Source organism: Thalassotalea sp. 1_MG-2023, from assembly GCF_030546745.1.
In the GTDB taxonomy this organism is placed as follows: domain Bacteria; phylum Pseudomonadota; class Gammaproteobacteria; order Enterobacterales; family Alteromonadaceae; genus Thalassotalea_C.
Genome location: NZ_JAUOPD010000008.1, coordinates 69,955 through 96,056 on the forward strand (window position 1 = coordinate 69,955; position 26,102 = coordinate 96,056).

The 26,102-nt window shown below is 39.5% G+C and carries 23 protein-coding genes and 1 riboswitch; of the genes, 17 read left to right on the plus strand and 6 right to left on the minus strand.

The window, feature by feature from the left end; all coding sequences use genetic code 11:
* Positions 1-2: 2 nt before the first annotated feature.
* The 11 genes from Q4489_RS08505 (at position 3) to mgtE (ending at position 8,508) form a co-directional block, all read left to right on the plus strand.
* Entirely contained in the window at positions 3-968 is a 966-nt protein-coding gene (locus Q4489_RS08505) for a KpsF/GutQ family sugar-phosphate isomerase (RefSeq protein WP_303479066.1), read from the plus strand.
* Complete coding sequence (gene kdsC / locus Q4489_RS08510) at positions 968-1,516, plus strand: 3-deoxy-manno-octulosonate-8-phosphatase KdsC (RefSeq protein ID WP_303479069.1); 549 nt, start codon at positions 968-970, stop codon at positions 1,514-1,516. The genes Q4489_RS08505 and kdsC overlap by 1 nt, the downstream gene beginning before the upstream one ends.
* The gene (lptC, locus tag Q4489_RS08515) at positions 1,513-2,079 is read left to right on the plus strand and encodes an LPS export ABC transporter periplasmic protein LptC (protein WP_303479072.1); all 567 of its coding nucleotides are present in this window, start codon (positions 1,513-1,515) and stop codon (positions 2,077-2,079) included. Before kdsC ends, lptC begins: the two co-directional genes overlap by 4 nt.
* Complete coding sequence (lptA, locus tag Q4489_RS08520; RefSeq protein ID WP_303479075.1) at positions 2,045-2,569, plus strand: lipopolysaccharide transport periplasmic protein LptA; 525 nt, start codon at positions 2,045-2,047, stop codon at positions 2,567-2,569. Before lptC ends, lptA begins: the two co-directional genes overlap by 35 nt.
* A complete protein-coding gene (gene lptB / locus Q4489_RS08525) occupies positions 2,566-3,297 on the plus strand; it encodes an LPS export ABC transporter ATP-binding protein (RefSeq protein ID WP_074498620.1) in 732 nt (243 codons plus the stop codon). Before lptA ends, lptB begins: the two co-directional genes overlap by 4 nt.
* A gap of 53 nt (positions 3,298-3,350) precedes the next feature.
* Complete coding sequence (locus Q4489_RS08530) at positions 3,351-4,856, plus strand: RNA polymerase factor sigma-54 (protein WP_303479080.1); 1,506 nt, start codon at positions 3,351-3,353, stop codon at positions 4,854-4,856.
* A 24-nt stretch (positions 4,857-4,880) separates the two neighbouring features.
* Positions 4,881-5,168 (plus strand): ribosome hibernation promoting factor, encoded by a 288-nt coding sequence (hpf, locus tag Q4489_RS08535; RefSeq protein WP_074498618.1) that lies wholly within the window; start codon positions 4,881-4,883, stop codon positions 5,166-5,168.
* A 22-nt stretch (positions 5,169-5,190) separates the two neighbouring features.
* Positions 5,191-5,646, plus strand: coding sequence for a PTS IIA-like nitrogen regulatory protein PtsN (ptsN, locus tag Q4489_RS08540; RefSeq protein ID WP_074498687.1), 456 nt, complete (start codon positions 5,191-5,193; stop codon positions 5,644-5,646).
* Positions 5,647-5,661: 15 nt separating this feature from the next.
* Positions 5,662-6,516: an RNase adapter RapZ gene (rapZ, locus tag Q4489_RS08545; RefSeq protein ID WP_074498617.1), complete on the plus strand. Its 855-nt coding sequence runs from the start codon at positions 5,662-5,664 to the stop codon at positions 6,514-6,516.
* Positions 6,517-6,654: 138 nt separating this feature from the next.
* Entirely contained in the window at positions 6,655-6,930 is a 276-nt protein-coding gene (locus Q4489_RS08550; RefSeq protein WP_303479082.1) for an HPr family phosphocarrier protein, read from the plus strand.
* A gap of 219 nt (positions 6,931-7,149) precedes the next feature.
* Positions 7,150-8,508, plus strand: coding sequence for a magnesium transporter (gene mgtE, locus Q4489_RS08555; protein WP_074498615.1), 1,359 nt, complete (start codon positions 7,150-7,152; stop codon positions 8,506-8,508).
* 58 nt (positions 8,509-8,566) lie between these two features.
* Here mgtE and pmbA read toward each other — a convergent pair whose 3' ends face one another.
* Complete coding sequence (gene pmbA, locus Q4489_RS08560; RefSeq protein ID WP_303479084.1) at positions 8,567-9,910, minus strand: metalloprotease PmbA; 1,344 nt, start codon at positions 9,908-9,910, stop codon at positions 8,567-8,569.
* A gap of 100 nt (positions 9,911-10,010) precedes the next feature.
* On the opposite strand from pmbA, the gene yjgA reads away from it, so the two are divergent.
* Positions 10,011-10,529 (plus strand): ribosome biogenesis factor YjgA, encoded by a 519-nt coding sequence (yjgA, locus tag Q4489_RS08565; RefSeq protein ID WP_303479086.1) that lies wholly within the window; start codon positions 10,011-10,013, stop codon positions 10,527-10,529.
* 104 nt (positions 10,530-10,633) lie between these two features.
* On the opposite strand, the gene Q4489_RS08570 is transcribed toward yjgA, so the two are convergent.
* The 4 genes from Q4489_RS08570 to Q4489_RS08585 all read right to left on the minus strand — a co-directional run bounded on the left by Q4489_RS08570 (position 10,634) and on the right by Q4489_RS08585 (position 15,497).
* Positions 10,634-11,761, minus strand: a complete 1,128-nt coding sequence (locus tag Q4489_RS08570) for a succinylglutamate desuccinylase/aspartoacylase family protein (RefSeq protein WP_303479088.1) — start codon at positions 11,759-11,761, stop codon at positions 10,634-10,636.
* A 20-nt stretch (positions 11,762-11,781) separates the two neighbouring features.
* Positions 11,782-13,038 carry a PLP-dependent decarboxylase gene (locus Q4489_RS08575; RefSeq protein WP_303479090.1) on the minus strand — a complete coding sequence of 419 codons (1,257 nt, stop codon included), beginning with the start codon at positions 13,036-13,038 and terminating at the stop codon, positions 11,782-11,784.
* An 11-nt stretch (positions 13,039-13,049) separates the two neighbouring features.
* A complete protein-coding gene (locus Q4489_RS08580) occupies positions 13,050-13,799 on the minus strand; it encodes a 2,3,4,5-tetrahydropyridine-2,6-dicarboxylate N-succinyltransferase (protein WP_303479091.1) in 750 nt (249 codons plus the stop codon).
* Between the two features lie 132 nt (positions 13,800-13,931).
* Positions 13,932-14,102: riboswitch (Lysine riboswitch) on the minus strand.
* Positions 14,103-14,240: 138 nt separating this feature from the next.
* Entirely contained in the window at positions 14,241-15,497 is a 1,257-nt protein-coding gene (locus tag Q4489_RS08585) for a DsbA family protein (RefSeq protein ID WP_303479093.1), read from the minus strand.
* 202 nt (positions 15,498-15,699) lie between these two features.
* Between Q4489_RS08585 and Q4489_RS08590 the strand changes: the two genes are divergently transcribed.
* The 3 genes from Q4489_RS08590 (at position 15,700) to arcA (ending at position 19,343) form a co-directional block, all read left to right on the plus strand.
* Positions 15,700-16,728 (plus strand): methyltransferase, encoded by a 1,029-nt coding sequence (locus tag Q4489_RS08590; protein ID WP_303479095.1) that lies wholly within the window; start codon positions 15,700-15,702, stop codon positions 16,726-16,728.
* Between the two features lie 91 nt (positions 16,729-16,819).
* Positions 16,820-18,451 (plus strand): sensor histidine kinase, encoded by a 1,632-nt coding sequence (locus Q4489_RS08595; protein ID WP_303479096.1) that lies wholly within the window; start codon positions 16,820-16,822, stop codon positions 18,449-18,451.
* A gap of 190 nt (positions 18,452-18,641) precedes the next feature.
* On the plus strand, positions 18,642-19,343 hold the full coding sequence (arcA, locus tag Q4489_RS08600; RefSeq protein WP_303479098.1) for a two-component system response regulator ArcA: 702 nt from the start codon (positions 18,642-18,644) through the stop codon (positions 19,341-19,343).
* 118 nt (positions 19,344-19,461) lie between these two features.
* Here the strand turns inward: arcA and Q4489_RS08605 are convergent, their stop codons facing one another.
* Positions 19,462-19,812, minus strand: coding sequence for an Hpt domain-containing protein (locus Q4489_RS08605; protein WP_303479100.1), 351 nt, complete (start codon positions 19,810-19,812; stop codon positions 19,462-19,464).
* Positions 19,813-20,087: 275 nt separating this feature from the next.
* On the opposite strand from Q4489_RS08605, the gene folE2 reads away from it, so the two are divergent.
* Both folE2 and gltB read left to right on the plus strand, forming a co-directional pair.
* Positions 20,088-21,011, plus strand: a complete 924-nt coding sequence (folE2, locus tag Q4489_RS08610) for a GTP cyclohydrolase FolE2 (RefSeq protein ID WP_074498606.1) — start codon at positions 20,088-20,090, stop codon at positions 21,009-21,011.
* Positions 21,012-21,616: 605 nt separating this feature from the next.
* The gene (gltB, locus tag Q4489_RS08615; protein ID WP_303479102.1) at positions 21,617-26,077 is read left to right on the plus strand and encodes a glutamate synthase large subunit; all 4,461 of its coding nucleotides are present in this window, start codon (positions 21,617-21,619) and stop codon (positions 26,075-26,077) included.
* Positions 26,078-26,102 lie beyond the last annotated feature (25 nt).

Consider the following 26,102-nt stretch of genomic DNA (forward strand, 5'->3'; position numbering starts at 1 on the left):
CTATGAATAATTTTAGCAAAATAGCCAAAGACGTTATCAATATTGAAGCGCAATCAATTATCGAATTAACACAATTTATTGATGTTAATTTTGAAACAGCGTGCCAATTAATGTTAGAAACCAAAGGGCGTGTGATTGTAATTGGTATGGGTAAATCAGGCCATATAGGCGGAAAGATTGCCGCAACCTTTGCCAGTACAGGAACCCCTGCATTTTTTGTTCACCCGGGTGAGGCAAGCCATGGTGACTTAGGCATGATCACCCCTGAAGATATTGTGCTCGCTATTTCAAACTCAGGTGAAACCGGTGAAGTATTATCAATTTTGCCCGTGATAAAACGTATTGGTGCAAAGCTCATTGCCATGAGTAGTAACCCGAATTCAACGTTAGCAAAGCTCAGTGATACCCATGTTTGTAATAAAGTGTCCCAAGAAGCGTGTCCGCTTGGTTTAGCGCCAACTTCTAGCACAACAGCAACACTTGTAATTGGCGACGCAATGGCAGTTGCTTTATTAAATGCCCGTGGATTTACTGCCGATGATTTTGCCTTATCGCACCCAGGTGGCAGTTTAGGCAAGCGTTTATTATTAAGACTACAAGATATAATGCATACAGGAGAACGACTGCCAGTTGTTGATCAACACGCAAAAGTCAAAGATGCCCTAGTCGAAATGTCGCTAAAAGGGTTAGGTATGACTGCGATCACCAACCAAGAGCACGCACTTATTGGTTTGTTTACCGACGGTGACTTACGTAGAATACTAGATGCTAAAATAGATATTCATCAAGATAATATTTCTTCAGTCATGACGAAAACACCCACAACAGCGCCGCAAAGTATGCTTGCGGCAGAGGCTTTAAAAATCATGGAAGATAAAAAAATTAATGGTTTAATTATCGTTGATGAACATAATAAACCCATAGGTGCAATGAATATGCATGATTTACTAACCTCAGGAGTACTGTAATGGTTTCAACCTTATACGGTGAAGTAAGCTCAGAGGTATACAACAAAGCTAAAAAGATAAAACTATTTGTCTGTGATATTGATGGTGTGTTTTCGGATGGCCGTATTTATCTCGGTAATGATGGCGAAGAGCTTAAAGCATTTCACACTAAAGATGGTTACGGTATTAAAGCACTGAGCGCGAGCGGGGTTGACGTTGCCGTGATCACTGGCAGGCAATCAAATATTGTTCAAACCCGTATGACAGCATTAACGGTCAAACATATTGTGCAAGGCCAAGAAAATAAACTGCCAACGTTAAAGGCTATGATCGCAGACCTAAGCTTAACGCCAGAGCAAGTTGCCTATATAGGCGACGATATGCCTGATTATGAATGTATGCAACATGTTGGTTTGAGCATTGCGGTGAGTGACGCGCATCCAAGCATTTTGTCTCTCGCTGACTATACTACGTTTACCCGTGGTGGCTTTGGTGCAGTTAGAGAAACCTGTGACTTATTCATGCAAAGTCAAAATACATTGCACAATGCAACAGGCGCTAGTATATGAGCCGAACTCAGGTATTATCTTTTTTATTTTTTGCCTTTGCGATTGCAGCATACAGTGTGCTTGAATGGCATCACACAAAAAATGAAGACATAAAAGTGGTTGAGAATAACATCACGCCTGACTTTATCGCCGAATCACTTAAAAGTGAGGCTTTTTCGTTACTAGGGAGCTTAACCTATCGTATCGATGCAAAACGAATGGAACATTACAACGAATTAGCAGTCACATACTTTGAGTACCCAAAATATACCTTATACCCAAAAGATAGTGATGTTCCTTGGAAAATAAGCGCTAATGAAGGCACACTTTACAATAGCAATCGAGTCAAACTCGAAAATAACGTATTATTAATTTCAACGGATGAAAAAAGTTTAATTAGAGAGATTCATGGAAAGTATTTAGAACTAGATTTAAATACCAATATTATTAGCTCAGAGAATCGCATAGAAATTAAAGGTGTTGATTTTGCTATGCAAGGCACAGGGTTAATAATAGACTTAAACACGAAACAGGTAACACTCACACAACATGAACAAACTATTTATCAACCGTCTGCACATTAGTCTTTTATTATTAAGCGTGAGTGTTAGCACTGTATTCAATGTTAACGCTGCCAAAATTGACTTACAGCAAGAAATTAGCATTGATGCTTCACGGCAAGCTGCTGATCTTAAAAACAAAATTTTCAGCTATATCGACAATGTTGTCATTAAGCAAGGTTCATTGGTGATCAACGCTGATCTTGTTCAAGTTATTACCGCAACAGAAACCGATACAAAAACTTATATTGCCCAAGGTAAACCCGCCACGTTTAAACAAACGCTAGAAGATGGAACACCCATTTACCTACAAGCTGATGAAATAAAATATGAGCCAGCCAAAAACACAGTGACCATTTCCGGTAATGCAGAATTACGCCAAGAAGGCAGTAAAGTAAACGGTAGTGTAATTACCTATAATTTCTTAACTGAACAAGTACTTGCTAAAAGCGAAAATGATCAACGCGTTAAAACCGTATTACAGCCAAAGCAATTGGAAAAAAAGAATCCATGAACAACGCGAAATTAAATGCTACTCACTTGGCTAAATCCTATAAAGGGCGTATGGTAGTTAAAAATGTTGGCTTAGAAGTAAATGCTGGCCAAATCGTTGGTTTGTTAGGGCCAAATGGTGCAGGAAAAACCACCTCATTTTATATGATAGTGGGCTTGGTTACTCAAGATAACGGCAGCATTACCTTAAATGACGAAGATATCACTTTATTGCCAATGCACGAACGAGCACGCAGAGGCATTGGTTATCTTCCGCAAGAAGCGTCTATTTTTCGAAAATTGACCGTATATGAAAATATTATGGCGATTTTACAAACGAGAAAAGAACTAACAGAAATCGAACGAGAAGAAAAACTAGAACATTTAGTAGAAGAATTTAACATTGGACATATTACCGAAAATTTAGGTATGAGTTTATCTGGTGGTGAACGCCGTCGAGTAGAAATTGCCAGAGCCTTAGCAGCTGACCCTAAGTTTATTCTGTTAGATGAGCCTTTTGCGGGTGTTGATCCAATTTCTGTAGGTGATATAAAAAAAATTATTCTACACTTAAAAAATAAAGGCATCGGTATATTAATAACCGATCATAACGTTAGAGAAACACTTGATGTGTGTGAACATGCTTACATTGTAAGCCATGGCGAACTTATCGCCCAAGGTGATGCAGATCAAATCCTCGCGAATCAACAAGTCAGAGATGTATATCTTGGTGAACAATTCACGTTATAGTTATAATATGCTTTAGAAAAATAAGATTTACTTGAAAGGATAAGAAGTAATTAATGCGCCCAAGTCTGCAACTACGTATCGGACAACAGCTCACAATGACGCCGCAACTCCAGCAGGCGATCAAGTTATTGCAGTTGTCCACGTTGGATTTACAACAAGAAATTCAAGAAGCACTAGAAAGCAACCCTTTGCTTGAGGTTGACGAATCATCATCGTCTGTAGAAGACAACCAACCTGATCGTTTAGAAGAAGCTTTTTCCGCAAACACTAATGACGAGAAACCAAACAATAACGATGGTACAGAAGACTCTACACCAACGGTAGATGAAATTAGTACCACCGAAGCAATGGATAAATCCGATATCCCCGAAGAACTTAACATCGATACAACGTGGGATGAAAGTTACAGTGCTGGTGTTTCAAATACCGGCGCAGCTCCTATCTCAGATGATTATGTATACCAAGGTGAAACTACAGATTCCATTCAAGATCACCTACGTTGGCAAATGAAGCTTACACCGTTTAGTGAAACAGACGAAGCTATTGCCATGGCAATCATCGACGCCATTGACGACGCGGGCTATTTACGCGTCACCACAGAAGAAATTTTAGAATCAGTTGGTGTTGAAGATGTTGAACTCGACGAAGTAGAAGCCGTTTTAAAACGAATTAATGTTTTTGATCCCGTAGGTGTAGGCGCTCGGTCGATTGCTGAATGCTTAACAATTCAGCTGAATCAATTTGATAAAGACACGCCATGGTTAAATGAAAGTAAACTAGTGATCAATGAATACATTGATTTACTCGGTAATCGTGATTATCGACAAATCATGCGAAAAGCGAAACTCAAAGAAGATCAACTACGTGAAGTGATCCGCTTAATTCAATCTTTAGATCCGCGCCCTGGTGATTCCGTGATCCAAGGTGAAGATCAATACGTGGTACCTGATGTATCCGTTGAGAAAAAAAATGGTCGCTGGATTGTCGAATTAAATCCAGATACGGCACCAAGGCTTTCAGTAAATCAGCAGTACGCTTCAATGGCTCGCTCGATGAAAAACACAAATGACAGTCAGTTTATTCGTTCAAATTTACAAGAAGCTAAATGGTTTATCAAAAGTTTAGAAAGTCGAAATGATACCTTATTAAAAGTGTCTAATTGTATTGTGCAACGTCAACAAGGATTCTTTGAGCACGGCCCCGAAGCCATGCGTCCAATGGTGTTAAACGATATTGCTGAAGCTGTAGACATGCATGAATCGACCATTTCACGTGTGACCACGCAAAAATATATGCATACACCGCGTGGTATTTTTGAACTTAAATATTTTTTCTCTAGCCATGTAAGTACAGAAAATGGCGGAGAATGTTCTTCAACAGCGATTCGCGCTTTAATTAAAAAGCTCGTTGCTGCAGAAGTGCCTGCTAAGCCACTGAGTGATAGCAAAATGGCAGAACTATTGGCTGAACAGGGTATCAATGTTGCTAGACGGACGATTGCTAAATATCGAGAATCGTTAAATATTCCACCGTCTAATCAACGTAAAAGTTTACTTTAACTCTCTAGTAAAAGGATAACGCTTATGCAAATTAACCTTGCCGGACATCATGTTGAAATTACTGAACCTATGCGCGATAGCGTCAATAAAAAGTTTGCAAAGCTAGAGCGACACTTCGATCACATTAACAATGTTTATGTTGTGTTAACGGTTGAAAAATTGAGTCAAATTGCTGAAGCAACCGTACACCTAAGTGGCACCGAAGTTCATGCTAAAGCGGAAAACAACGACATGTACACATCAATAGACTCACTCGTCAATAAGCTCGATAAACAAATCCTCAAATACAAGGGAAAAATTAATCAACATTAGTTTGTTGATCACAAAATCCACTATGAATTTTATCGATATCATCAAAGAGGACTGCACACTGTGTGCAGTCCAAGCTACCAGCAAAAAACGTATTCTTGAACTTTTATGCAGTAAAGCTGCTGACACCAATGATCAAGTGACCACTTATAATTTACTTGAAAGCTTAATGCTAAGAGAGAAAATGGGTTCTACAGGTATCGGTAATGGTATTGCTATTCCGCACGGTCGGCTAACATCAACAGATAAAGTCATGATTGTTATCGCGACTGCAGAAACCCCCATAGAGTTTGACGCCATTGATAATCGACCTGTGGATATTTTTATCGCCTTATTTGTACCGGAAGCTAAATGCCAGCAGCATCTATCCACGCTACAAAGTATTGCCAAAGTATTCAGCGATAAAAGCGTGTGTAAACAAGTTCGCAAATGTGACAACAACCACGAATTATTCCAATTACTAAAATCTACTGCCCAATAACCTAGGATTTCATCAATGAAACTTACGATCGTAAGTGGCCGCTCCGGCTCAGGTAAAACAGTCGCTTTGCGCGTATTAGAAGATTTAGGTTATTACTGTGTAGATAATATTCCTGTAAATTTATTACCCGCATTGACCCATACGGTTATTAATGATTACGAAACAGTTGCGGTAAGCCTAGACGTTAGAAATCTACCTGCAGAACCAACAGATGTACCCGAAATACTCGATTATTTACCTAGTGCAGTAGAACTTTCAATCGTGTATTTAGACGCTGACGACGGCGATCTTATTAGACGATTTAGCGAAACACGTCGTTTGCATCCGCTCATTCGCCAGAACATCGCACTTGATCAAGCGATGACTTTAGAAAAAAAATTACTTGAACCCATTGCTGCTCGTGCCAATTTATATATTAATACTAGCCAATTAACACCACATCAACTTGCAGACTTGATACGCGAACGAGTCTTGGGCAAAAAAAGTGGCTCTATGGTAGTAGTATTTGAATCATTTGGCTTTAAACACGGGCTACCAAAAGATGCCGATTTTGTCTTTGACGCGCGCTTTTTACCTAATCCTTTTTGGGAAAAAGAATTAAAGCCGTTTACTGGGTTAGAGCAACCAGTAAAAGATTTTCTCGCCAGCCAACCAATTGTGACCAAGTTTATCTGGCAAATAAACAGCTTTATGATGACCTGGTTACCGCATTTAGAACGGAATAATCGCAGTTATATTACTATCGCTATCGGCTGTACTGGTGGTAAACATCGTTCGGTATATATCGCCGAATTGTTAGCATCTAATTTAAAGAAAGAACGTAAAGACGTGCAGGCTCGTCACCGCGACCTTAAATTGCCTAGCACATAATCAAATTATGTCTGGCAAATATTTCTCACAATAAAAACGTTGTAAATAATTGAATGAATACAACGATAAAAAGTAGCAGCGTTGATTAAATTACGTTTACACTAACAATACGTCAACTTAAGGGGTAAGTTTAATCATATGAATCGCTTTTCTCGTTCAATCATAATCACCAACAAGTTAGGGATACACGCCCGGCCTGCCACTAAGTTAGCGCAATTAACTCAACAATTTAAAGCAACAGTAATGATAGAGTTAGAAGGTAAGCAAGTTGATGCCAGTAGCATAATGGGGTTAATGTTACTGGCTGGCAGCCAAGGGAAAACCGTTAATGTTCATACAGAAGGCCCTGACGCTAAGCGTGCATTAGAAGAAGTACACCAATTATTTACTAACAAGTTCGATGAAGAAGAATAATGTGTACGCCTTGGTTAAATGACAAACTTACACGAAAAAACTCCCCTTTATGCCAATGCAGTGTTCACATTTACAATAAGAAAAAAGCTGCTAAAACCAACCAGTTGAGATAGACTATAATACCAAATATAGTGGATGCCTTGGTGACGTTCTCAGAACATCGCCCATCTGTTTCATTTTTAGCATTCTAATTTCGTGAAAACGGCAAAGGGTAGCATGATGCCGGAAGTGTCAGAACAAGAACAAAGCCAACAACGCCTACAACAAGTCAATGAAGCGCTTGGCAGCGGTATGTTTGTTTATGTCCGCAAACTACTACAGAACATGCCCGCTTATGATCTCGCGCTACTGCTTGAATCGTCTCCAAATAAAAGTCGTACTATTTTATGGCAACTTATCGATCCCGATCATCATGGTGAGGTCTTAGAAGAATTAAGTGAGGAAGTACGTAAAGGTATTTTAAAAAATATTCGTCCAGAAAAATTAGCAGAAGTTGCTGAAGGGATGGATGTTGATGATCTTGCAGAAGTATTAAGAACCCTACCAGATACCGTTTATAACGAAGTGCTAAACTCGATGGATTCGCAAGACCGAAGCCGGGTAGAACAAGCACTTTCATACGAAGAAGATACCGCTGGTGGTATCATGAATACCGATACCATCACAATACGCCCTGACGTAACCGTTGATGTTGTGCTTAGGTATTTACGTTTAAAAGGCGAATTGCCTGTCGCCACTGATTCATTTTATGTCGTTGACCGTAATGACAAATTTATCGGTGCCGTATCACTTGCAGCTATCGTAACTGCAAAGCCAGAAGAGTCAATTTCAACCTTAATTCATGCGGATATAGAAGCAGTAAACGTTGAAATGCCTGAAACAGAAGTTGCGCAACTATTTGAACGTTACGATTGGTTCTCTGCCCCGGTGATTGATGATAACGGTCGATTATTAGGTCGTATTACTGTAGATGACATTGTCGATATCATTCGTGAAGAAGCCGAGCATTCTATGATGAGCATGGCGGGTCTTGATGATGAAGCAGATACTTTTGCCCCTATTTTAAAAAGTACTCAACGCCGCTCTATATGGTTAGGTGTTAACTTAATAACCGCTATTTTTGCCGTTGTTGTGTCAAACATGTTTGAAGATATTTTAAGCCAATTAACCATTCTGGCAATTTTAAACACACTCGTACCTAGCATGGGCGGTGTAGCAGGCAATCAAACGCTAACACTGGTGATTCGTGGTATCGCACTTGGCCACGTTGGTGATTCCAACTCCCGCGTCTTGTTAATGAAAGAATTAGCCGTTGGCTTTTTAAATGGCATTATTTGGGCAATTTTAATTGCCGCGGTAGTAGGTATTTGGAAACAAGACATCATACTCGCAGGCATTATCGCGTTTGCTATGTTAATGAATATGACAGCGGCAGGAATCGCAGGGGTTACCATTCCATTAATGCTCAAACGAATGAATATTGATCCTGCGTTAGCGGGAAGCGTGATCTTAACAACGATTACCGATGTGGTAGGTATTTTTGCTTTTCTAGGTACTGCAGCATTGCTGTTAGGCTAATAACTATAACCACTTGGCTTAGCCGCAATTGCAAGATTGCGGCACTCACCTAAACCAGTTAATTTCCAGCAACTTGCATTTGGTCAATAATAATTGACCCGGTTTTAATCGCGCCCTTTAAGTCATAATCGTTACCAACAGCCACTAAATTTTTAAACATGTCTTGTAGATTGCCTGCAATAGTGACTTCAGAAACCGGAAAAGCAATTTCACCATTTTCAACCCAAAAACCTGCCGCGCCACGCGAATAATCGCCGTTAACAACATTAACACCTTGGCCCATTAATTCTGTTACTAATAAACCCGTGCCTAAGGTTTTTAACATTGCGTCAAAGTCGCCACCATTAGCACTGACCTGCCAGTTATGAATACCACCAGCATGCCCTGTTGTTGTCATACCTAGTTTTCTCGCAGAATAACTGGTCAATAAATAGGTGGCTAAATCACCGTCTTTGATAATTTCCCGATCTTTCGTTGTGACACCTTCGCTATCAAACGCACTGCTGGCCAAACCTTTTAAAATGTGGGGTTTTTCTTCGATGGTTAAAAACGAAGGGAAAATTTGTTCGCCCAACGCATCTAATAAAAATGAGGATTTACGATATAAATTACCACCACTAATCGCGGCAATAAAATGTCCCCAAAAGGTGTTAGCAATATCAGCACGAAACATGACCGGCACCTTAGCTGTAGGCAGTTTCTGTGCGTTAAGTCGTGCGAGCACTTCATTGGCCGCTTCTTTACCTATAGCTTCTGGGGCAGTTAACTGAGAAAATTCGCGACTGACACTATAAGCATAATCTCGTTGCATTTCGTCATTATCTGTTGCAATCACAACACAACTTAAGCTGTGGCGAGTACTTGGATATCCCACAATCTGACCATGACTATTGCCGTAAACTTTAAAGCCCTCAAAACAAGCCAAAGTAGCGCCATCTGAGTTAGTGATCTTGTCATCAGCACTTAAAGCCGCTTGCTCACAGGAATTGGCTAAATCAATCGCTTCTTCAGTGGTTAATACTTTAGGATGATATAAGTCTAAATCTTTCGGGTTCATTGCCAATAATGCTTTATCAGCCAGCCCTGAGCTTTCATCAACGGAGGTATATTTGGCAATATTGACCGCTGCTTGCACCGTTTGATTCAACGCATCTTGTGATAAGTCAGCGGTTGAAGCACTCCCCTTTCGCCCTTGCTGGTAAACCGTTATTCCTAAGGCACCATCACTGGTAAATTCAACCGTTTCAACATCACCTAGTCTTGTTGTTACACTCAAACCTTGTTGTCTGCTCATCGACACTTCAGCGCCATCTGCACCTAGTGTTTTCGCTAAAGCTAAGGCGTCGGCGACGGTTTGTTTAACATCTGTCATTTGTTCAGGGATTGTTTTTATATCGGTCATTCGTCAATATAGCTCTTTTGTTGCAAGCAAATGCTCTCACTGCTAGAGGCGAGTTCACGCTTGTTGTATAATGCTTAAAATTTTTAATGATAGCGTTATTATGCCTCAGTACGAACACGATATCGATGAATTCGATGAAGATTATAAAAGTAAAACCGAAATAAAACGTGAAATGCACGCTATGCAAGACTTTGCCATGAAATTGGTTAAGCTTTCCAAAGCACAGCGCGCGAAAGTACCGTTTCCTGAAGAAATTCTTGAAGCGTTAGCGCTCGCAGACAAAATTAAAAATAAGCCTGAAGCCTTACGCCGTCATGTCAGGTTTATGAGTAAAGTGTTACTTGAAACTGATTTAACAGATGTGAATCAAGCATTAGATGTAATGGCGAATAAACACCAACAAGATACTTCTCGACATTTACGTTTAGAACAATTGCGTGACGACCTTATTACTCAAGGTAACGATAAAATTGAAGCCATGCTTGAACAATATCCAGCAATGGAACGACAAAAATTAAGGCAACTTGTTCGCCAAGCAACGAAAGAGCATAACGCTGAAAAACCGGGTAAATCATATCGAGATCTCTTTGCTTATATCAAAGAACACGCGGAAGAATAATACCCTCAAACGCTGAGAATAACGTAAATTGAAGACAGGTTACACCAATAACGCGCTACTGAATTATTGGTGTAAACACTGTTTTATTTGACTAAACTTTTCACTTACAACGTAAAATACTTTGTAAAAACTTTATAAAGTTCAGTACCTTGGTTAACACTTGCTGATGCAAAATGCAAAATAGGAATAACTTCTTCATCCAAAGATAAATAATGCAAAGGATCACCATCACCATAGTTATCCATTCTTAATATTCTTGCTAACGGCTCGCCAGCCGGTAGAGGTTGTCCAAATTCAGCCAAATAATCTACCATCCCGCCCATGGGAGAATAATAGGCTTTATAGTCTTTTAACATACATGCATAACGAGTCATTGGTTTTGCTTGGTATTCTGGCGCATCAATTACACCTTTGTATTGCAAGTAACTCAAAATACTTTGCGCATCTTCTAAAGCGACATCTAGATCAATTTGTTCTTGTGACCCAAGCTCAACGGTAAAGCTTTCTTTATTCAATGAAGCAGAGCTTATCGAAAAGTTAATACCTAACTCTGCGAAAGCTTCTTGAAGATGCCACCAAGGGCAAAAAGTTGCTTCATCTAATGCGCCGTCAAACTGGTTTGGGATCAACAATGTATGCGGAATATCAAAGTGTTTAGCGCTTTCTTTTGCGTATTCCGGGCAATATAAGTGTTTGCTAGATATTGGCCCTGTATGCAAGTCAAGTACAAGGTCAGCTTGGTGTGCTAAGCGCTGCAGCTGATAAGCGATTCGTTGCCCAGTCGTTAAACCAAATATATTGTGATTAAGTTTTTGCTCAATACTTTGGATCATTAATGCTTTAAAGTTCGCTTCAATGGTTTTATCGTCTTTACCAATGCTCTCACGGACAAACGGCTTTATCATTTCAGGCGCAAAATGATACATGCGATTCCAGTTAACACCGGTGATAGGATCAAATCGTCCAAGGGTATATTCACCATTTTTATGGTTACATCCTACAGGGTTAGCATACGGTACTAGGGTAATATCACCCTTGACCTGCGTATTCCTTAATAACTCCAGCAATTGGAAAATTACCGCGTTACCTTGTACTTCTGCACCGTGCATGTTCGCCTGAATATAAACACTCGGCGCTGTTGAATCACCTTTAAGTCGGTACACAGGAACCGTTAAGGCTGCGCCGCTGGCCATTTCACCAACGTGCATAACGTCTTTTGTAAAATTTGTCATTTTCGTCTCTTTCATTATTATTATGCTAAATACCACTGCGCAGGCTTTGCTGCACGTACAAGAGATAATGTTTGCTCGCAATAAACATATTCTGCAGCGGTTTGATGGCATAAGAAAAATGGCATACTCTCAGTAAAGCCATACGCACCTACATAACCAAATAATAATCGGTCATCTATATCGACATCTGTTGGTAACGGTAAATTACCAAGCTTATCCATACTGGTACATAACGGGCCATGTAAGTCGAATAGCGTATTTTTATGCGAGGAATCCCGTAAAAGCCGAACGGGAAAAGGTTGATCGGTTATCCCTGGTCGCAACAAATGATTAATGCCTGCCGCTAACACTAATTGCTGTTGATCAAAATTAACTTTTTTATCAACCACTGAGGTCACATAATAACCACAGTTGGCTACAGCATATCTACCAAGTTCTAGCCATAATTCGGCTACATTGGCTTGTTGCTTAATTTTCGCCAGATCGGCAATAATCTCTGACCAGTGTAGCTCCACTCCTTGCTCATGATAATCAATCCCTAAACCACCACCTAGATCGAGCACTTTTAACGACATACCAAGGGTTTTAGCAAGTGAAACTAAAGGCTCTATCATTTGTTGCCATAGGGCATACATTTTTTTATTCGACAACATGTTACCCCACTGAAAAATATGCAGACCACATATATTAAGGTGCGGATACAAAGAGACATGATGGTTTTTCCAAGCGTCTAATGACATACCAAAAGGCGTTATTTGGTTGCCACCTAACGGATTTTTATCGCCGTCAGGCCACTGTAACTGTACTCGTAACAGCACATCAGGCGTTATCGATTGCTCTTTCGCTAGCTCATTCAACCACTTCAGCTGATTAGGACTTTCAACAACAAACGTGTTTACCCCTTTAGCAAGAAATTCGGCAAGTTGAGCACGCGATTTGGCAGGGCCAGTATTGAGAATTCGATCAGCACTCACATTTTGGTCAAGCACTTGTTGTAGTTCACCGCTACTGGCAACGTCAAACTGAATACCGGCTTGATCAACCGTTTGAATAATACGTGATAAAGGGTTTGCTTTTACTGCATACCAAAGCTTTACAGTATCTTGCTGTTGTAATACATCTAAATGACTTTTTAATGCATTTAAATCGTAAACAAAGTAAGCAAGTTCATCGACATTATCACTAACATGATGACTTAAAGCCTGCTGTAGACCTTCACTTTTTTGAAACTGTTGATACCAGTTATTGGTTAGTTGCTCACCCGTTGAGTGCTGCATGTTCTCTCCTGTTATCGAAGTACTGATTCAAGCGTTAATGAAGCGTCACTTTGTTCATCACGATATTTAACAATCAGCGCACAAGCCATGTTCAGCCCATTTTCATTAGCCCATGCACCTGATACAGGTCGAGTACCTGGCACTACAACAGCACGTTCAGGAATATCAGCACCTTTTGCTAGTTGTACTTGATTCACACAATCATAAACAGGCACTGACGCAGAAAGCGTTACCCCAGGAGCCAGCACAGCCCCTTTTCTGATCACAATACCTTCAACCACGACAACCCCTGCACCAAGAAAGGCGTCATCTTCAACAATAACGGGGCTAGCCCCAATAGGCTCTAATACACCACCAATTTGTACTGCGGCAGAAACATGCACATTTTTGCCTATTTGCGCGCATGAACCAATCAAAGCGTGACTGTCAACCATGGTACCTTCATCGACGAAAGCGCCAACATTGATATAAGCAGGTGGCATAACAATTACGCCAGCTGATACATGTGCACCTCGACGTATAGAAGATCCACCAGGCACAAGGCGCACACCGTCAGCGACGGTCATTTCTCTGGCCGGTAGATTATGTTTATCAACAAATCCTTGGTATGGCCCGGTAAATGCTGTATTTTCTCCAGCTTTAAAAGCCGCTAAGATCGCTTCTTTAGCCGCGACATTTGCATGCCATGTACCATGCTCATCTTTATTAGCCGCTCTAACGGTGCCTGCTTCTAATTGTTCTAAGGTTTGTTGCCAACTCACTAGGTAAATACTCCAAAAACTAACAGTTCAAAAAGCGCGACAATGAATGTCACGCGATAACGTGTAAATTAAATGGAAAGCTGAAGGCTTTGCAGACGAATAACTACGTAAGAGAAGTAGCTAAAGCTGACAAAGGCCAGAAGCTCTCCACCTTACGGTGACAGTTGTCAGGATTCAGCCTGAACAACCGACAAATACATCATCAAATATGTATTTATCTCGGCGTTATACTCCCTGGTTAATGTTCATAAGAGTTTGATCTCTTCCCATTAACTACCTAGTAAACGCTCCTCTTCTGGCCCTATTTGCGTAGGTCGGTGAAACCCACCTACGATAAAAAGGGACGCCATATTAGAACATTTATTCTAATATCTCGCAACCACCAAACCTTAGCAGTGATATATTAGTAGCGAAATAAAAGAAAAATCGTAAGCACACCCGCTATAGCGTTTTAACCTTAACCGGATAACCTTCATTGCCAAACTCAGCGTTTACCTCAGGAGGTTGTGAAATTGCTTGTTCGATTAAAAAGAACCTATCTTGTCCCCAACAACTTGTGCTTTGATACTTAAAACATGGGCTTCCCCATAAACCCAAAGCAGATAACTCTTTGACATGTTGTTCAGCCCAGACTTGCCAGTCATGTTGTTGTTGATACGCTAGTGCTTCACTATGATCAATTTGTAATTGTTGACACAACGTCTTCATTGCTTGCTCATCATTTAGGTTAATTGAGTCAACAAATAAAGCGTTAAAAACCGCGTTAACATAATCAATGGTTTTCCCCTGTGCTGCTGCATAAGAAAAAATTTGATAACAACAAGCTACGTGTTGATCAAGCCGAGTAAGCGTATTTGAAAATGCGATATTGGCTGCTTTCGCTTCACGGTAGGCATCGTTAAACATATATTTTTGTTTATTAATAGGAATTGTGAAGCCACGTTTTTCAATCGGTATAATTGGTTTAATCGCTAATGTTAATTGATGCTTTGTTGCCAATCGAACCGCTTTAATAAACCCGATATACGAATAAGGACAATTTAATGATAAATAAACGTTTATGGTTTTATTGTTAATGACAGGTACCGTCAGATCAGTGTAGGTTTCGTCGTTAAATTCATGCTGGAAATACGGCTCGCTGTCTTTTTTTAACAGACCTAAGCTCAGTAACCGCTGCTCTAAATATGTTAACCTATCAACGCCTAAAAACCATTCTCCAGCAAAAAAACAAGTGGCAGCTAAATAATGCCCCTTATTAACGAGTCTGCGCTGATTTTTAATTTGAAAGTTAATTACTGGGGTTGATGTTTGACAGTAGTATTCAAAAGCACCTTGCCAAGTCGTGGTAAAAAGTTTCTCAGCATCTACAACATTTTTCACTGAAAGCTGCCAATACTGCTGACCTGTTAATAACTGAGAATCATTCGGCACAACGGTAATTGCCTTTAAATCATAGCGATGTGCGATAACATTAGCATCATTTAGCACCCATTGGCGCATGAGCTTAGGGTAAACGTTTATCCCCGGTAATGATTCATAAACAAGATATAAGTTTATGTCTACCTCATAGCGTTGCTCAATATGAATAAGCGCTTGAATAAGCATATAGCTATGAGGATCTTTTAGGGCAACATATACTTCAATACACGGTTTTTTATTTAACAATGATGGCAATAAAAAGTATTTCGCATTTTGCATGCGTTGGTAAAAATTGCTTCTAAACCACCAAGCCTGTATTTGCTTCAGCCATTTATCAATAACTTACTCCTAGTAATCACGTCTTACAATGTAAGGCTAAACCTTGGTACCATCAAGATAATAAGGTAGAATACCGCCTAATTATGACACAAATTTACGTACTTTCCTGTCTGCGTAGAATACAATTTGTACTGAGCAATCGATGTTTTTAACCAACCTTAGCCAAGTGTTAGCCCGTCATGATGATTTACTCATCGCTTCGTCACCTTTATTAGTTAACATGCCACAAGATAACTTTGCTGACCACTTACAGCAAATTTCAGTTGCTGACGAGATAACATTTTACGATACCCAATATGATGCGCATCTATTTAGAGATATTAGTGTAAAAAATAACGCCATCTTTCATTGTCAATATCAAAGTAAAACATTACATGACTTAGTAATAATGACCTTTCCTAAAAGTAAAAAGGAACTGACGTTCACGTTGTCAATGCTCAGCGAAAACTTGTCAGAAAATGCAAGAATACTCGTCGTTGGAGAAAATAAAAGTGGTATAAAATCAATGAGCAAATTGACTCAAGATTACCACAACACCCTTGATAAAATTGATACTGCTCGGCACTGTGTTTTATACGAGTTAACCTTAAAACAGTTGCCTACTTTTAACCTTGAAGATTGGTTTCAATATTACGATTTAACCATTGAAGGTGAACAATGCGTAATCGCGGCATTACCCGGTGTTTTCAGTCAAGGTGGCCTTGATAAAGGCACAAAAGTTTTATTTGAACATCTGCCAAAAAACCTATCAGGCCATGTGCTTGACTTTGGTACTGGTGCGGGTGTTATTGCAACATATCTGGCGAAAACGAATCAACATATCACGATTGATCTTGCTGATGTTAGCGCATTAGCTTTAGCGTCGGCTGAAAAAACGCTTAAAATAAACAAACTCTCTGGAAACTTAATTGCAACCAATAGTTTATCGTCAATTAGCGAACAGTACGATCACGTTGTCACTAATCCGCCGTTTCACCAGGGAACCAAAACACACTATGCCGCTACAGAGAGCTTTCTAGCAGGTATTCATAAACACATAAAATCTCACGGCACGTTAACCGTTGTAGCCAACAGCTTTTTGAAATATCAGCCAATTATGGCGTCATACTTCAAAAAGGTATCAACAGCAGCTATCAAACATGGCTTTGCTGTTTATTCGGCTTTAAAATAAGATAAGTAATTGAAATTTACAGATTTGAGTTGCAATTTAGCTTGATATCAACAATTATCAAGCTATAGATAAAATAAACTATATTATTCTAATGCCAGTTCATCAAGACATAAAATCAATACGTCGCGCAATTCTGATCAGCATTGTAGGTTTTGTGTCGCTATTTGTTTTACTCGCCTGCGCCTACATGGCAAAAACCTTCTTAAGTGAATCTGAACACCAATTAGAAAAGAGTACTATGCAATGGGCTAACTACGTTGTTCAACTGGCATCAGATGATTTACGCAGTGGTGACAAGTTTGCCTTAGAAGATAAATTACAGCTTTTTTCTGCCAATGAAGCGATACAAAAAATTGATGTTTACGCATTAGAACATAGCACAGATAATTTCAATTATTTTGCGGGTTACGATTACTTAAAAAGCGCTAAAACCATTGGCGAGAAAATTACTACACAAGAAAAAAACCGTTATTTAACTCCCGTTAAAGAAGGTGATGTTGTTAAATTTGTAACACCTGTTGCGCTACAAGATCAAAAGCTAGGGTATGTCTATATTGAACTAGATACCCAGCAAGGTTTATCGTTCGATACCCATATTATTATTATTTTTGTTTTGTTGATTCTGCTACTTTTTTGTTGTGTCTTTTTTGTCAGTTATCGACTGGAAAATTACATAGTGACGCCATTAAGAACGTTAAGTACCGATATTTTAAAAATTACACAATCAAAAGATTACAGCTTACGCATTTCAAGCTTACCTTATAGAGAAGCAGAAATTGTGGCCATGAATATTAATAGCTTCCTAAACCGTACTGAACGGCATATCACGCAATTAGGTTTAGCTGAAAAGCAAAGTCTAGAATTAAATATTGAGTTAGAAGACAAGGTCACCAAACGAACTGATGCATTAAAAGAATCGAACCAAGAGTTATTATCTACCTTAGAAAAATTACACCAGTTCCAAGACCAATTGGTTGAAAGTGAAAAGATGGCTTCTTTAGGTGATATGGTCGCGGGGGTTGCGCATGAGGTGAATACTCCTATAGGCTTAGGTGTTACGGCATCTACGTTGCTTTCCGATAGGCTGACAGATATTAAAGCATCCTTTGAAGATAAATCCTTAAAATCAAGTCAACTTAAGAAATTTCTTACCGAAGGCGAAGAAAATGTAGGCATTATATATCGCAATTTAAAACGCGCTGCTGAGCTTATTTCTAGTTTTAAAAAGGTGGCGGTTGATCAGTCAAGTGAAGAATTTAGACAATTTAACTTTAATGATTTGCTTAATGAAATGATGCTAACCTTAGCACCTCAAATTAAAAATTCACCATACAATATTACTTTCCATTGTCCTGAAGAACTCACTGTTGTGAGTAAACCAGGCCCCATTAACCAAGTGCTAATAAATTTAATTCTAAATTCAATTACTCATGGTTTTGATGGTCGAGAAAATGGTAATATTACCTTGTCAATTGCTCAACATAGCGAAACGCTTCATATGGTGTATCAAGATGATGGGCAAGGTATTGCCACTGAAATTAAAGATAAGGTTTTTGAACCTTTCACCACAACTAAACGCGGTGAGGGAGGTAGCGGCTTAGGGCTACATCTCGTGTATAACTTGGTAACACAAGCACTAGGGGGGAATATTAAACTGGAAAGCAACGCCGAACAAGGTACAAAGTTTGAAATTCAGTTCCCTATCAGTGAGCAGCTACTTTAATCAAGTAGGCAGCTTAACACTCTATTAACACTGGTTAGAGATTAGCCATTGGAATATTTGTTATTTTATATTAGGGTGTATAAAATTGTTATTAAGATGTAACGATAAACAATAATTCTTAAATTCGTTATAATTGTACTAACAGACAAAAACCAGATTACGTATTACTGTATTTATTTTGGAAAAACGCATGCAAAAACCTCATATACTTATTGTAGAAGACGAAGAAGTTACTCGATTTAATTTACGCAACTTATTCGAAGCAGAAGGTTACATTGTTTCAGAAGCAATAAACGGCGAAGCGATGGAGCAGCAACTAAAAAATAATACCATTAACCTGGTAATTATGGATATAAATTTACCTGGAAAAAATGGGCTACTTTTGGCGAGGGAATTAACCACCAATAGCGACCTAGGGCTCATTTTTCTTACTGGCCGTGATAGTGATATCGATAAAATTTTAGGGCTAGAAATTGGCGCAGACGACTACCTGACTAAACCATTTAACCCTAGAGAGTTAACCATTCGAGCGCGCAATATATTAAATCGTATCACCCAAGGAAAAAGTGATACTGAAAACGCTGTTATTAAATTCAATCAGTGGACACTTGATGGCAACTCTCGACAAATGACCTCACCTAATGGTGATATCATTTCAATTCCACGCGGTGAATATAGAGCATTACGATTACTAATTGCCAATGCAGGCCAAATCGTTACCCGCCAACAATTAATTAAAGAAATGACCGGACGAGACTTACGCTCAAACGATAGAACAGTTGATGTCACCATCCGTCGATTAAGAAAGCACTTTGAGTCAGTAGATAAACAAGTCGAGTTAATTAATACTATTCATGGCGAAGGCTATCGATTCGTCGGTAGAGTAGAATAAGTAATAACCTTCTTTATATCCAAGCAATACAAAATAGAGGTTAGCGTTGCTAGCCTTTTTAATATCTGCCAATAACTCAATTTACTGATATAATCATACCATCAATGACTGCAATAAGTTATTGAGAGTCTAACCACTTTTCAAATGCTGTAATGGCTAGCTGATTTTCATGTTTCAACGAAGCTAAATACTCACGTTTGTGTGGCCAGTCATCCGTCGATTTTTCTATCTGTACTAATCGCTGGTGTACAACAGATAAGCCAACACTCCCAGCAGCACCTTTCATTTTATGACATGCTTCTTGCCAACCTGACTGATTTTCATTGACCGTTGTTTCTGCTATATCATCCAAATAGACTTGAGATTGTTCAATGTATAACGCTAACATCTGCCTCACAACATCTACACCAAGGTTATCAATATAACCAACAAGCAGTTCAGTATCTAACTGTTTCATATTATTAAACATTCATTTTTCTACATACGGTTAATATTCATTGTAACAGGCAAATTCATTTTGTCATTAATCTGCTCCAATATTGCTTTGTGGATATATTTTCTGACAGTTGGCCGATATAGCATATACCAGCTTAATATTGCTTTTACCGATGAATTCATTCAAAATACCCGCCCTTTAAAACTAGGCGTTAGCATTACTAAAAACGCTTAAATGCATTAACCCTGTTATAACTGAAGTTAGGGGAAGCCTAGCCCTTTATATAACACCCTATTACCGGAGTCTCCATGTCTACCTTAATGCCTGATATTGCAAATCATACTACTGCCCAAACCGAAGGAACACTAGATTGGGTGGGAATGAGCAATATTGAAATGCCTATTATGTTATCTTCAAAAGATGAGTCTCCTAGAATGGTTTCTGCGTTTGTTGATGCGTTTGTTAACTTAAAAGAACCACAAGCAAAAGGCATTCATATGTCTCGTTTATATTTGTTGCTTGATGAGCTCTCCACAAGTAATGAATTAAACTATCAAAGCTTAGTTACCCTGCTTGATGGCTTTATCAGTAGCCACCAAGAGCTTAGCGATAATGCTAAAGTGGTTTTTCGCTTCGATTACCATTTAAGAAGAAAGTCGCTCATTAGCGGCAAACAAGGCTGGAAAGCCTACCCTGTCACAATTACCGGTAGATTAAACCAAGGTAAACTAAGCATAGAACTTCATGTTGATGTACGTTATTCATCAACTTGCCCTTGTTCTGCGGCATTAGCTCGCCAGCTGATCCAACGTGCATTTAAAGAGTCATTTAATGAAGAAAGTGTTAATCTTGATGATGTTCATCAGTGGCTTGGCACAACAGAAGGTATTGTTGCAACACCTCATAGCCAACGTTCAGTAGCTGAAATCAAAGTCAGTCTTAGTGAAAACTTAACTGAATTTCCAATTAAAGACATAGTAGATTTAACAGAAGGTGCGTTAAAAACCCCAGTTCAAGCTGCAGTAAAGCGTGAAGATGAACAAGAGTTTGCAAGATTAAACGGTCAAAACTTAATGTTTTGCGAAGATGCTGCACGTAAATTGCAATTTGCGATGAACCAAGTACCTGCGTTTGAAGACTTCTGGTTAAAGATAAACCATCTTGAATCGTTACATGCTCATGATGCCGTGAGTATTACAACGAAAGGCATCGCTGGCGGCTACCAACCTTAGTTTTCAGTCATACGTCCTTATAATAGCAGGAACGATTCCTGCTATTATTTCTCTATTTTCCGTAAAGAACACGCACCAATCGCCTAAAATGTATTGCCTTGTAGTCATCATTGCTACTCATTGTTCAGGTAATGTAACTAAATAGTGCTTTTCTATATGCAATTACTCATTATCTCGTTCGGCTCGCCCAACTTTTTTTAATAGCAATTTTTTATAGGTTAGTTTTTTAATGCTTAAGGTGAATAATTTTTTGCATAAATTACCTAAAACGTCAACCTTCCGCTAGCCCTTACCCATCATGTAATAAACTTACATTATACAACCACATAACGATCAAAACCCCTTTAAATGTAAATAATTATCATTAAGATAAAGAGCTTTACCATGTAAAATATATAGTTTTACCCTTTAAATACAACAAGATACAAAAATGTAAATAAATTACGAGCAAAAACTCTATTTTTATTGACCTTTAACCAGTTTGCGTTTAATGTTAGGGGTTCCGCTTAGCTCAAAAACCAGAGTAATTATGCATTTTTTACATAATTTTATTCTAATTTTAACCACTCTGGTGCCAAGTAGGTATTTTTTTTAGGAGAGAAAACATGCAGCTTTATGATCCCAACTTTCAAAAAGACAATTGCGGGTTCGGCTTAATTGCACATCAACATGGTGAAAACAGCCACAAGCTTGTAAAAACCGCAATTTCAGCACTTGATCGTATGCAACACCGTGGTGGTATAAATGCTGACGGTAAAACAGGCGACGGTTGTGGATTATTAATGAAAAAGCCTGACAGCTTTTTCCGTGCTGTTGCCGAAGAAAATGGCTGGAAACTCGGAAGAAAATATGCCGTTGGTATGATTTTTTTAAACCCTGATCCTGTCATCGCAGCGCAAACTAAAGAAATACTTGAGCAAGAACTTGCACAAGAAATGCTAACCCTAGTTGGCTGGCGCGTAGTGCCTACTGACAAATCAATTTTAGGTGACATTGCAGTCGGTAATGTACCTACTATTGAACAAATATTTGTCAATGCGCCTCCGGGTTGGCGTAATCGCGATTTAGAGCGCCGTTTATATATGGCTCGTCGCCGTGCAGAAAAGCGAATTGAAGACGAGCGATTCTATGTGGCTAGCTTGTCATGTTTGGTTACCATCTACAAAGGCTTAATGATGCCTGTAGATTTACCTAATTTTTATTTAGATCTTGCTGATATACGCATGCAAACAGCAATTTGTGTATTTCATCAGCGTTTTTCAACCAACACATCGCCACAATGGCATTTAGCACAACCTTTCCGTTATTTAGCGCACAATGGTGAAATCAATACCATTAAAGGTAACAGACAATGGGCAAGAGCACGTACTTATCGTTTTCAATCTCCACTCTTACCTGACTTACAAAATGCGGCACCATTTGTTAATGCAGCAGGGTCTGATTCATCATCATTAGATAACATGCTTGAGCTATTTTTAGCCGGCGGTATGGATTTATTCCGTGCTATGCGCTTACTAGTGCCACCTGCATGGCAAAACAGTCCATTAATGGATGATGATTTAAAAGCATTTTATGAATTTAACTCAATGCACATGGAACCATGGGATGGCCCCGCTGGTATCGTAATGACAAACGGCCGCCATGTTGCTTGTAACCTTGATAGAAACGGTTTACGACCTGCGCGTTATGTGATTACCCGTGACGGTTTTATCACCCTTGCTTCTGAAGTAGGTATTTGGGATTACGGCGAAGATGAAGTAGTAGAAAAAGGCCGTGTAGGGCCAGGTGAAATGCTTGCAGTCGACACCTACACAGGTAAAATTTTCAACTCCAATGCTATTGACAACGATTTAAAAGTTCGTCATCCGTACCGTGAATGGTTAGATAAAAATATTAGCCGTTTAGTGCCATTTGAAAAACTGGATGCAGAGCTTATTGGTAAGCGAGCATTTAACGATAAAAGTATTGCCCAATATCATAAACTGTTTAATTACAGTTATGAAGAAATTCAACAAGTGGTTAAAACTCTGGCAGAAAACGGTCAAGAAGCAACAGGTTCAATGGGCGATGACACGCCAATGGCAGTATTATCGAGCCAACCAAGAACCTTATACGATTACTTCCGTCAACAATTTGCGCAAGTGACTAACCCGCCTATCGATCCATTACGTGAGCGTTACGTGATGTCATTAGGTACGTGTATTGGCCGTGAACATAACGTATTCAATGAAACGACTGGTCATGCAGATAGAATCCTTTTTGATACCCCTGTATTAATGTACACAGGCTTAAAGCAATTACGAGAACTTGATCCTGAACATTATCGAAGTGATACGTTAAGCCTAAATTACCATGCTTCTGAAGGGTTAGAAGCCGCAATTCTTCGTTTATGTGATGAAGCTGTTGAGCTTGTCCGTAATAAAAACACAGTAATTTTAATTCTTTCTGATCGCCAAATTGATAAAGGTTCATTGCCTATTCCTGCAGCAATGGCTGTTGGTGCGGTACAAAAACGCTTAGTTGATGAACAATTACGTTGCGATTCAAATATTATTGTTGAAACAGCATCAGTCAGAGATTCACACCAATTTGCAGTGTTACTCGGTTTAGGTGCGACCGCTATCTATCCATATCTTGCTTTTGAAACGGTAGAACAACTTGTCGATCAAGGTCAAATCAATTTATCGGCTCGTGAAGCCGTTGAAAACTACCGTAACGGTATTAATAAAGGTTTGTTGAAAATACTCTCTAAAATGGGTATTTCTACCATCGCGAGTTATCGCTGTGCTGGTCTTTTCGAAGTGATCGGTTTAAACCAAAATATCATGCAGCTTTGTTTCCCTGACTTACCAAGCCGTATTCAAGGTGCTGATTTTACCGATATAGAGCAAGATAATATTAATTTAGCTCGCAAAGCTTTCTTAGCCCATCAAAAAATAAGTCACGGCGGCTTATTAAAATATGTTCACGGTGGTGAGTACCACGCGTACAACCCTGATGTGGTGAAGAATTTACAAGATGCCGTGCAAAGCGGTGAATACAGCGACTATCGTAAATTTGCTGAGACCGTCAATAATCGTCCGGCTGCCGCTTTACGTGATTTACTTGCGCTTAAATCAGACACTAAACCAATCAGTATTGATTCGGTAGAAGCAGACACTGAAATGTTTAAACGCTTTGACAGTGCAGCAATGTCTATCGGCGCTTTGAGCCCTGAAGCACATGAAGCTTTGGCTATTGCGATGAATCGCTTAGGTGGGTTCTCAAATTCTGGTGAAGGCGGCGAAGATGAACGTCGTTTTGGTACAGTGAAAAACTCACGTATCAAGCAAATTGCATCAGGTCGATTTGGCGTAACACCACACTACCTAGTCAATGCGGATGTATTACAAATTAAAGTAGCGCAAGGTGCTAAACCAGGTGAAGGTGGCCAATTACCGGGAGATAAAGTAACGCCACTTATTGCAAAATTACGTTTCTCAGTGCCAGGTGTAACACTTATTTCACCACCTCCGCATCATGATATTTACTCGATAGAAGATTTAGCTCAGCTAATCTTCGACTTAAAACAAGTAAACCCTAAGGCTGTCATTTCTGTCAAGCTCGTATCTGGCCCAGGCGTTGGTACTATCGCTTCAGGTGTTGCCAAGGCTTATGCCGATTTTATTACTATCTCTGGTTATGATGGTGGTACAGGTGCTAGCCCATTAACCTCGGTTAAGTATGCTGGTTGTCCTTGGGAACTTGGTTTAGCAGAAGCACATCAGTCACTCGTTTCTAATGGTTTACGCCATAAAGTACGATTACAAGTAGATGGTGGTTTAAAAACAGGCTTAGACATCGTAAAAGCCGCTATTTTAGGCGCTGAAAGCTTCGGTTTTGGCACAGCTCCTATGGTAACACTAGGTTGTAAATTCTTACGTATTTGTCACTTAAACAACTGTGCGACAGGTGTTGCAACGCAAGATGATGTATTGCGCGAACAGTTTTTTAAAGGCTTGCCTGATCAAGTGATGAATTATTTCAAATTTGTTGCTCAAGATGTGCGTGAAATTTTAGCTCAATTAGGTGTTGAAAGCTTGACCGCAATTATTGGTCGAACAGATTTACTTGAACCACTTGCTGGGATTAGTGCTAAACAACAAAAACTTGATTTATCACCTATCATTGCGCCGGTTGTGCCTAAAGACAATACGGCCGTTCATCAAACAGAGCCAAACAAGCCATTTGATGAAGGTAAGTTAAATCAAGAAATGTTAGCTGCTACGCGTGATGCTGTAGCACACAGTACAGGTGGAAACTTCCGATTTAGCATTAAAAACGTTGATCGCTCTGTAGGTGCGGTATTATCGGGTGAAATTGCGAGGCAGCATGGTGATCAAGGTATGGCTGCACAGCCAATCAAAATTCAATTAACTGGTACGGCTGGTCAAAGTTTTGGTGTCTGGAATGCTGGTGGTCTTGAATTAACCTTAACCGGTGATGCAAACGACTACGTGGGTAAAGGAATGGCTGGTGGTAAACTGACTATCAAACCACCCAAAGGTGTTGCCTATAAAAGTCATGAAACGATGATCATGGGTAATACATGTTTATATGGTGCCACCGGTGGCAATCTATATGCGTGCGGCCGTGCTGGTGAACGTTTCGCTGTGCGTAACTCTGGTTGCCAAGCAGTCGTTGAAGGTACAGGTGATCATACATGTGAATACATGACCGGCGGTATCGTTACTGTATTAGGTCAAGTTGGCGTTAATTTTGGCGCAGGTATGACAGGCGGCTTTGCTTATGTACTGGATGAAGCGGATGATCTCGCCATCCGAATGAATAATGAGTCAATAGAAATGTTAGCTGTTTCTGATTTCAATATTCATATGGAACATTTACGCGGTATTATCAATGAGCATTTCGAAGAAACAGGCAGCTTACGTGCCCAAGAAATTCTTGCAGACTTTGATAAATTTTCGCCAATGTTTAAATTAATTAAACCAACAGCTACTGACGTAAAAACACTTTTAGGTCATCGTAGCCGTTCTTCTGCTGAACTTCGCGTTCAAGCACAGTAACTAAAGAACGCGAAGAGGAAGATTA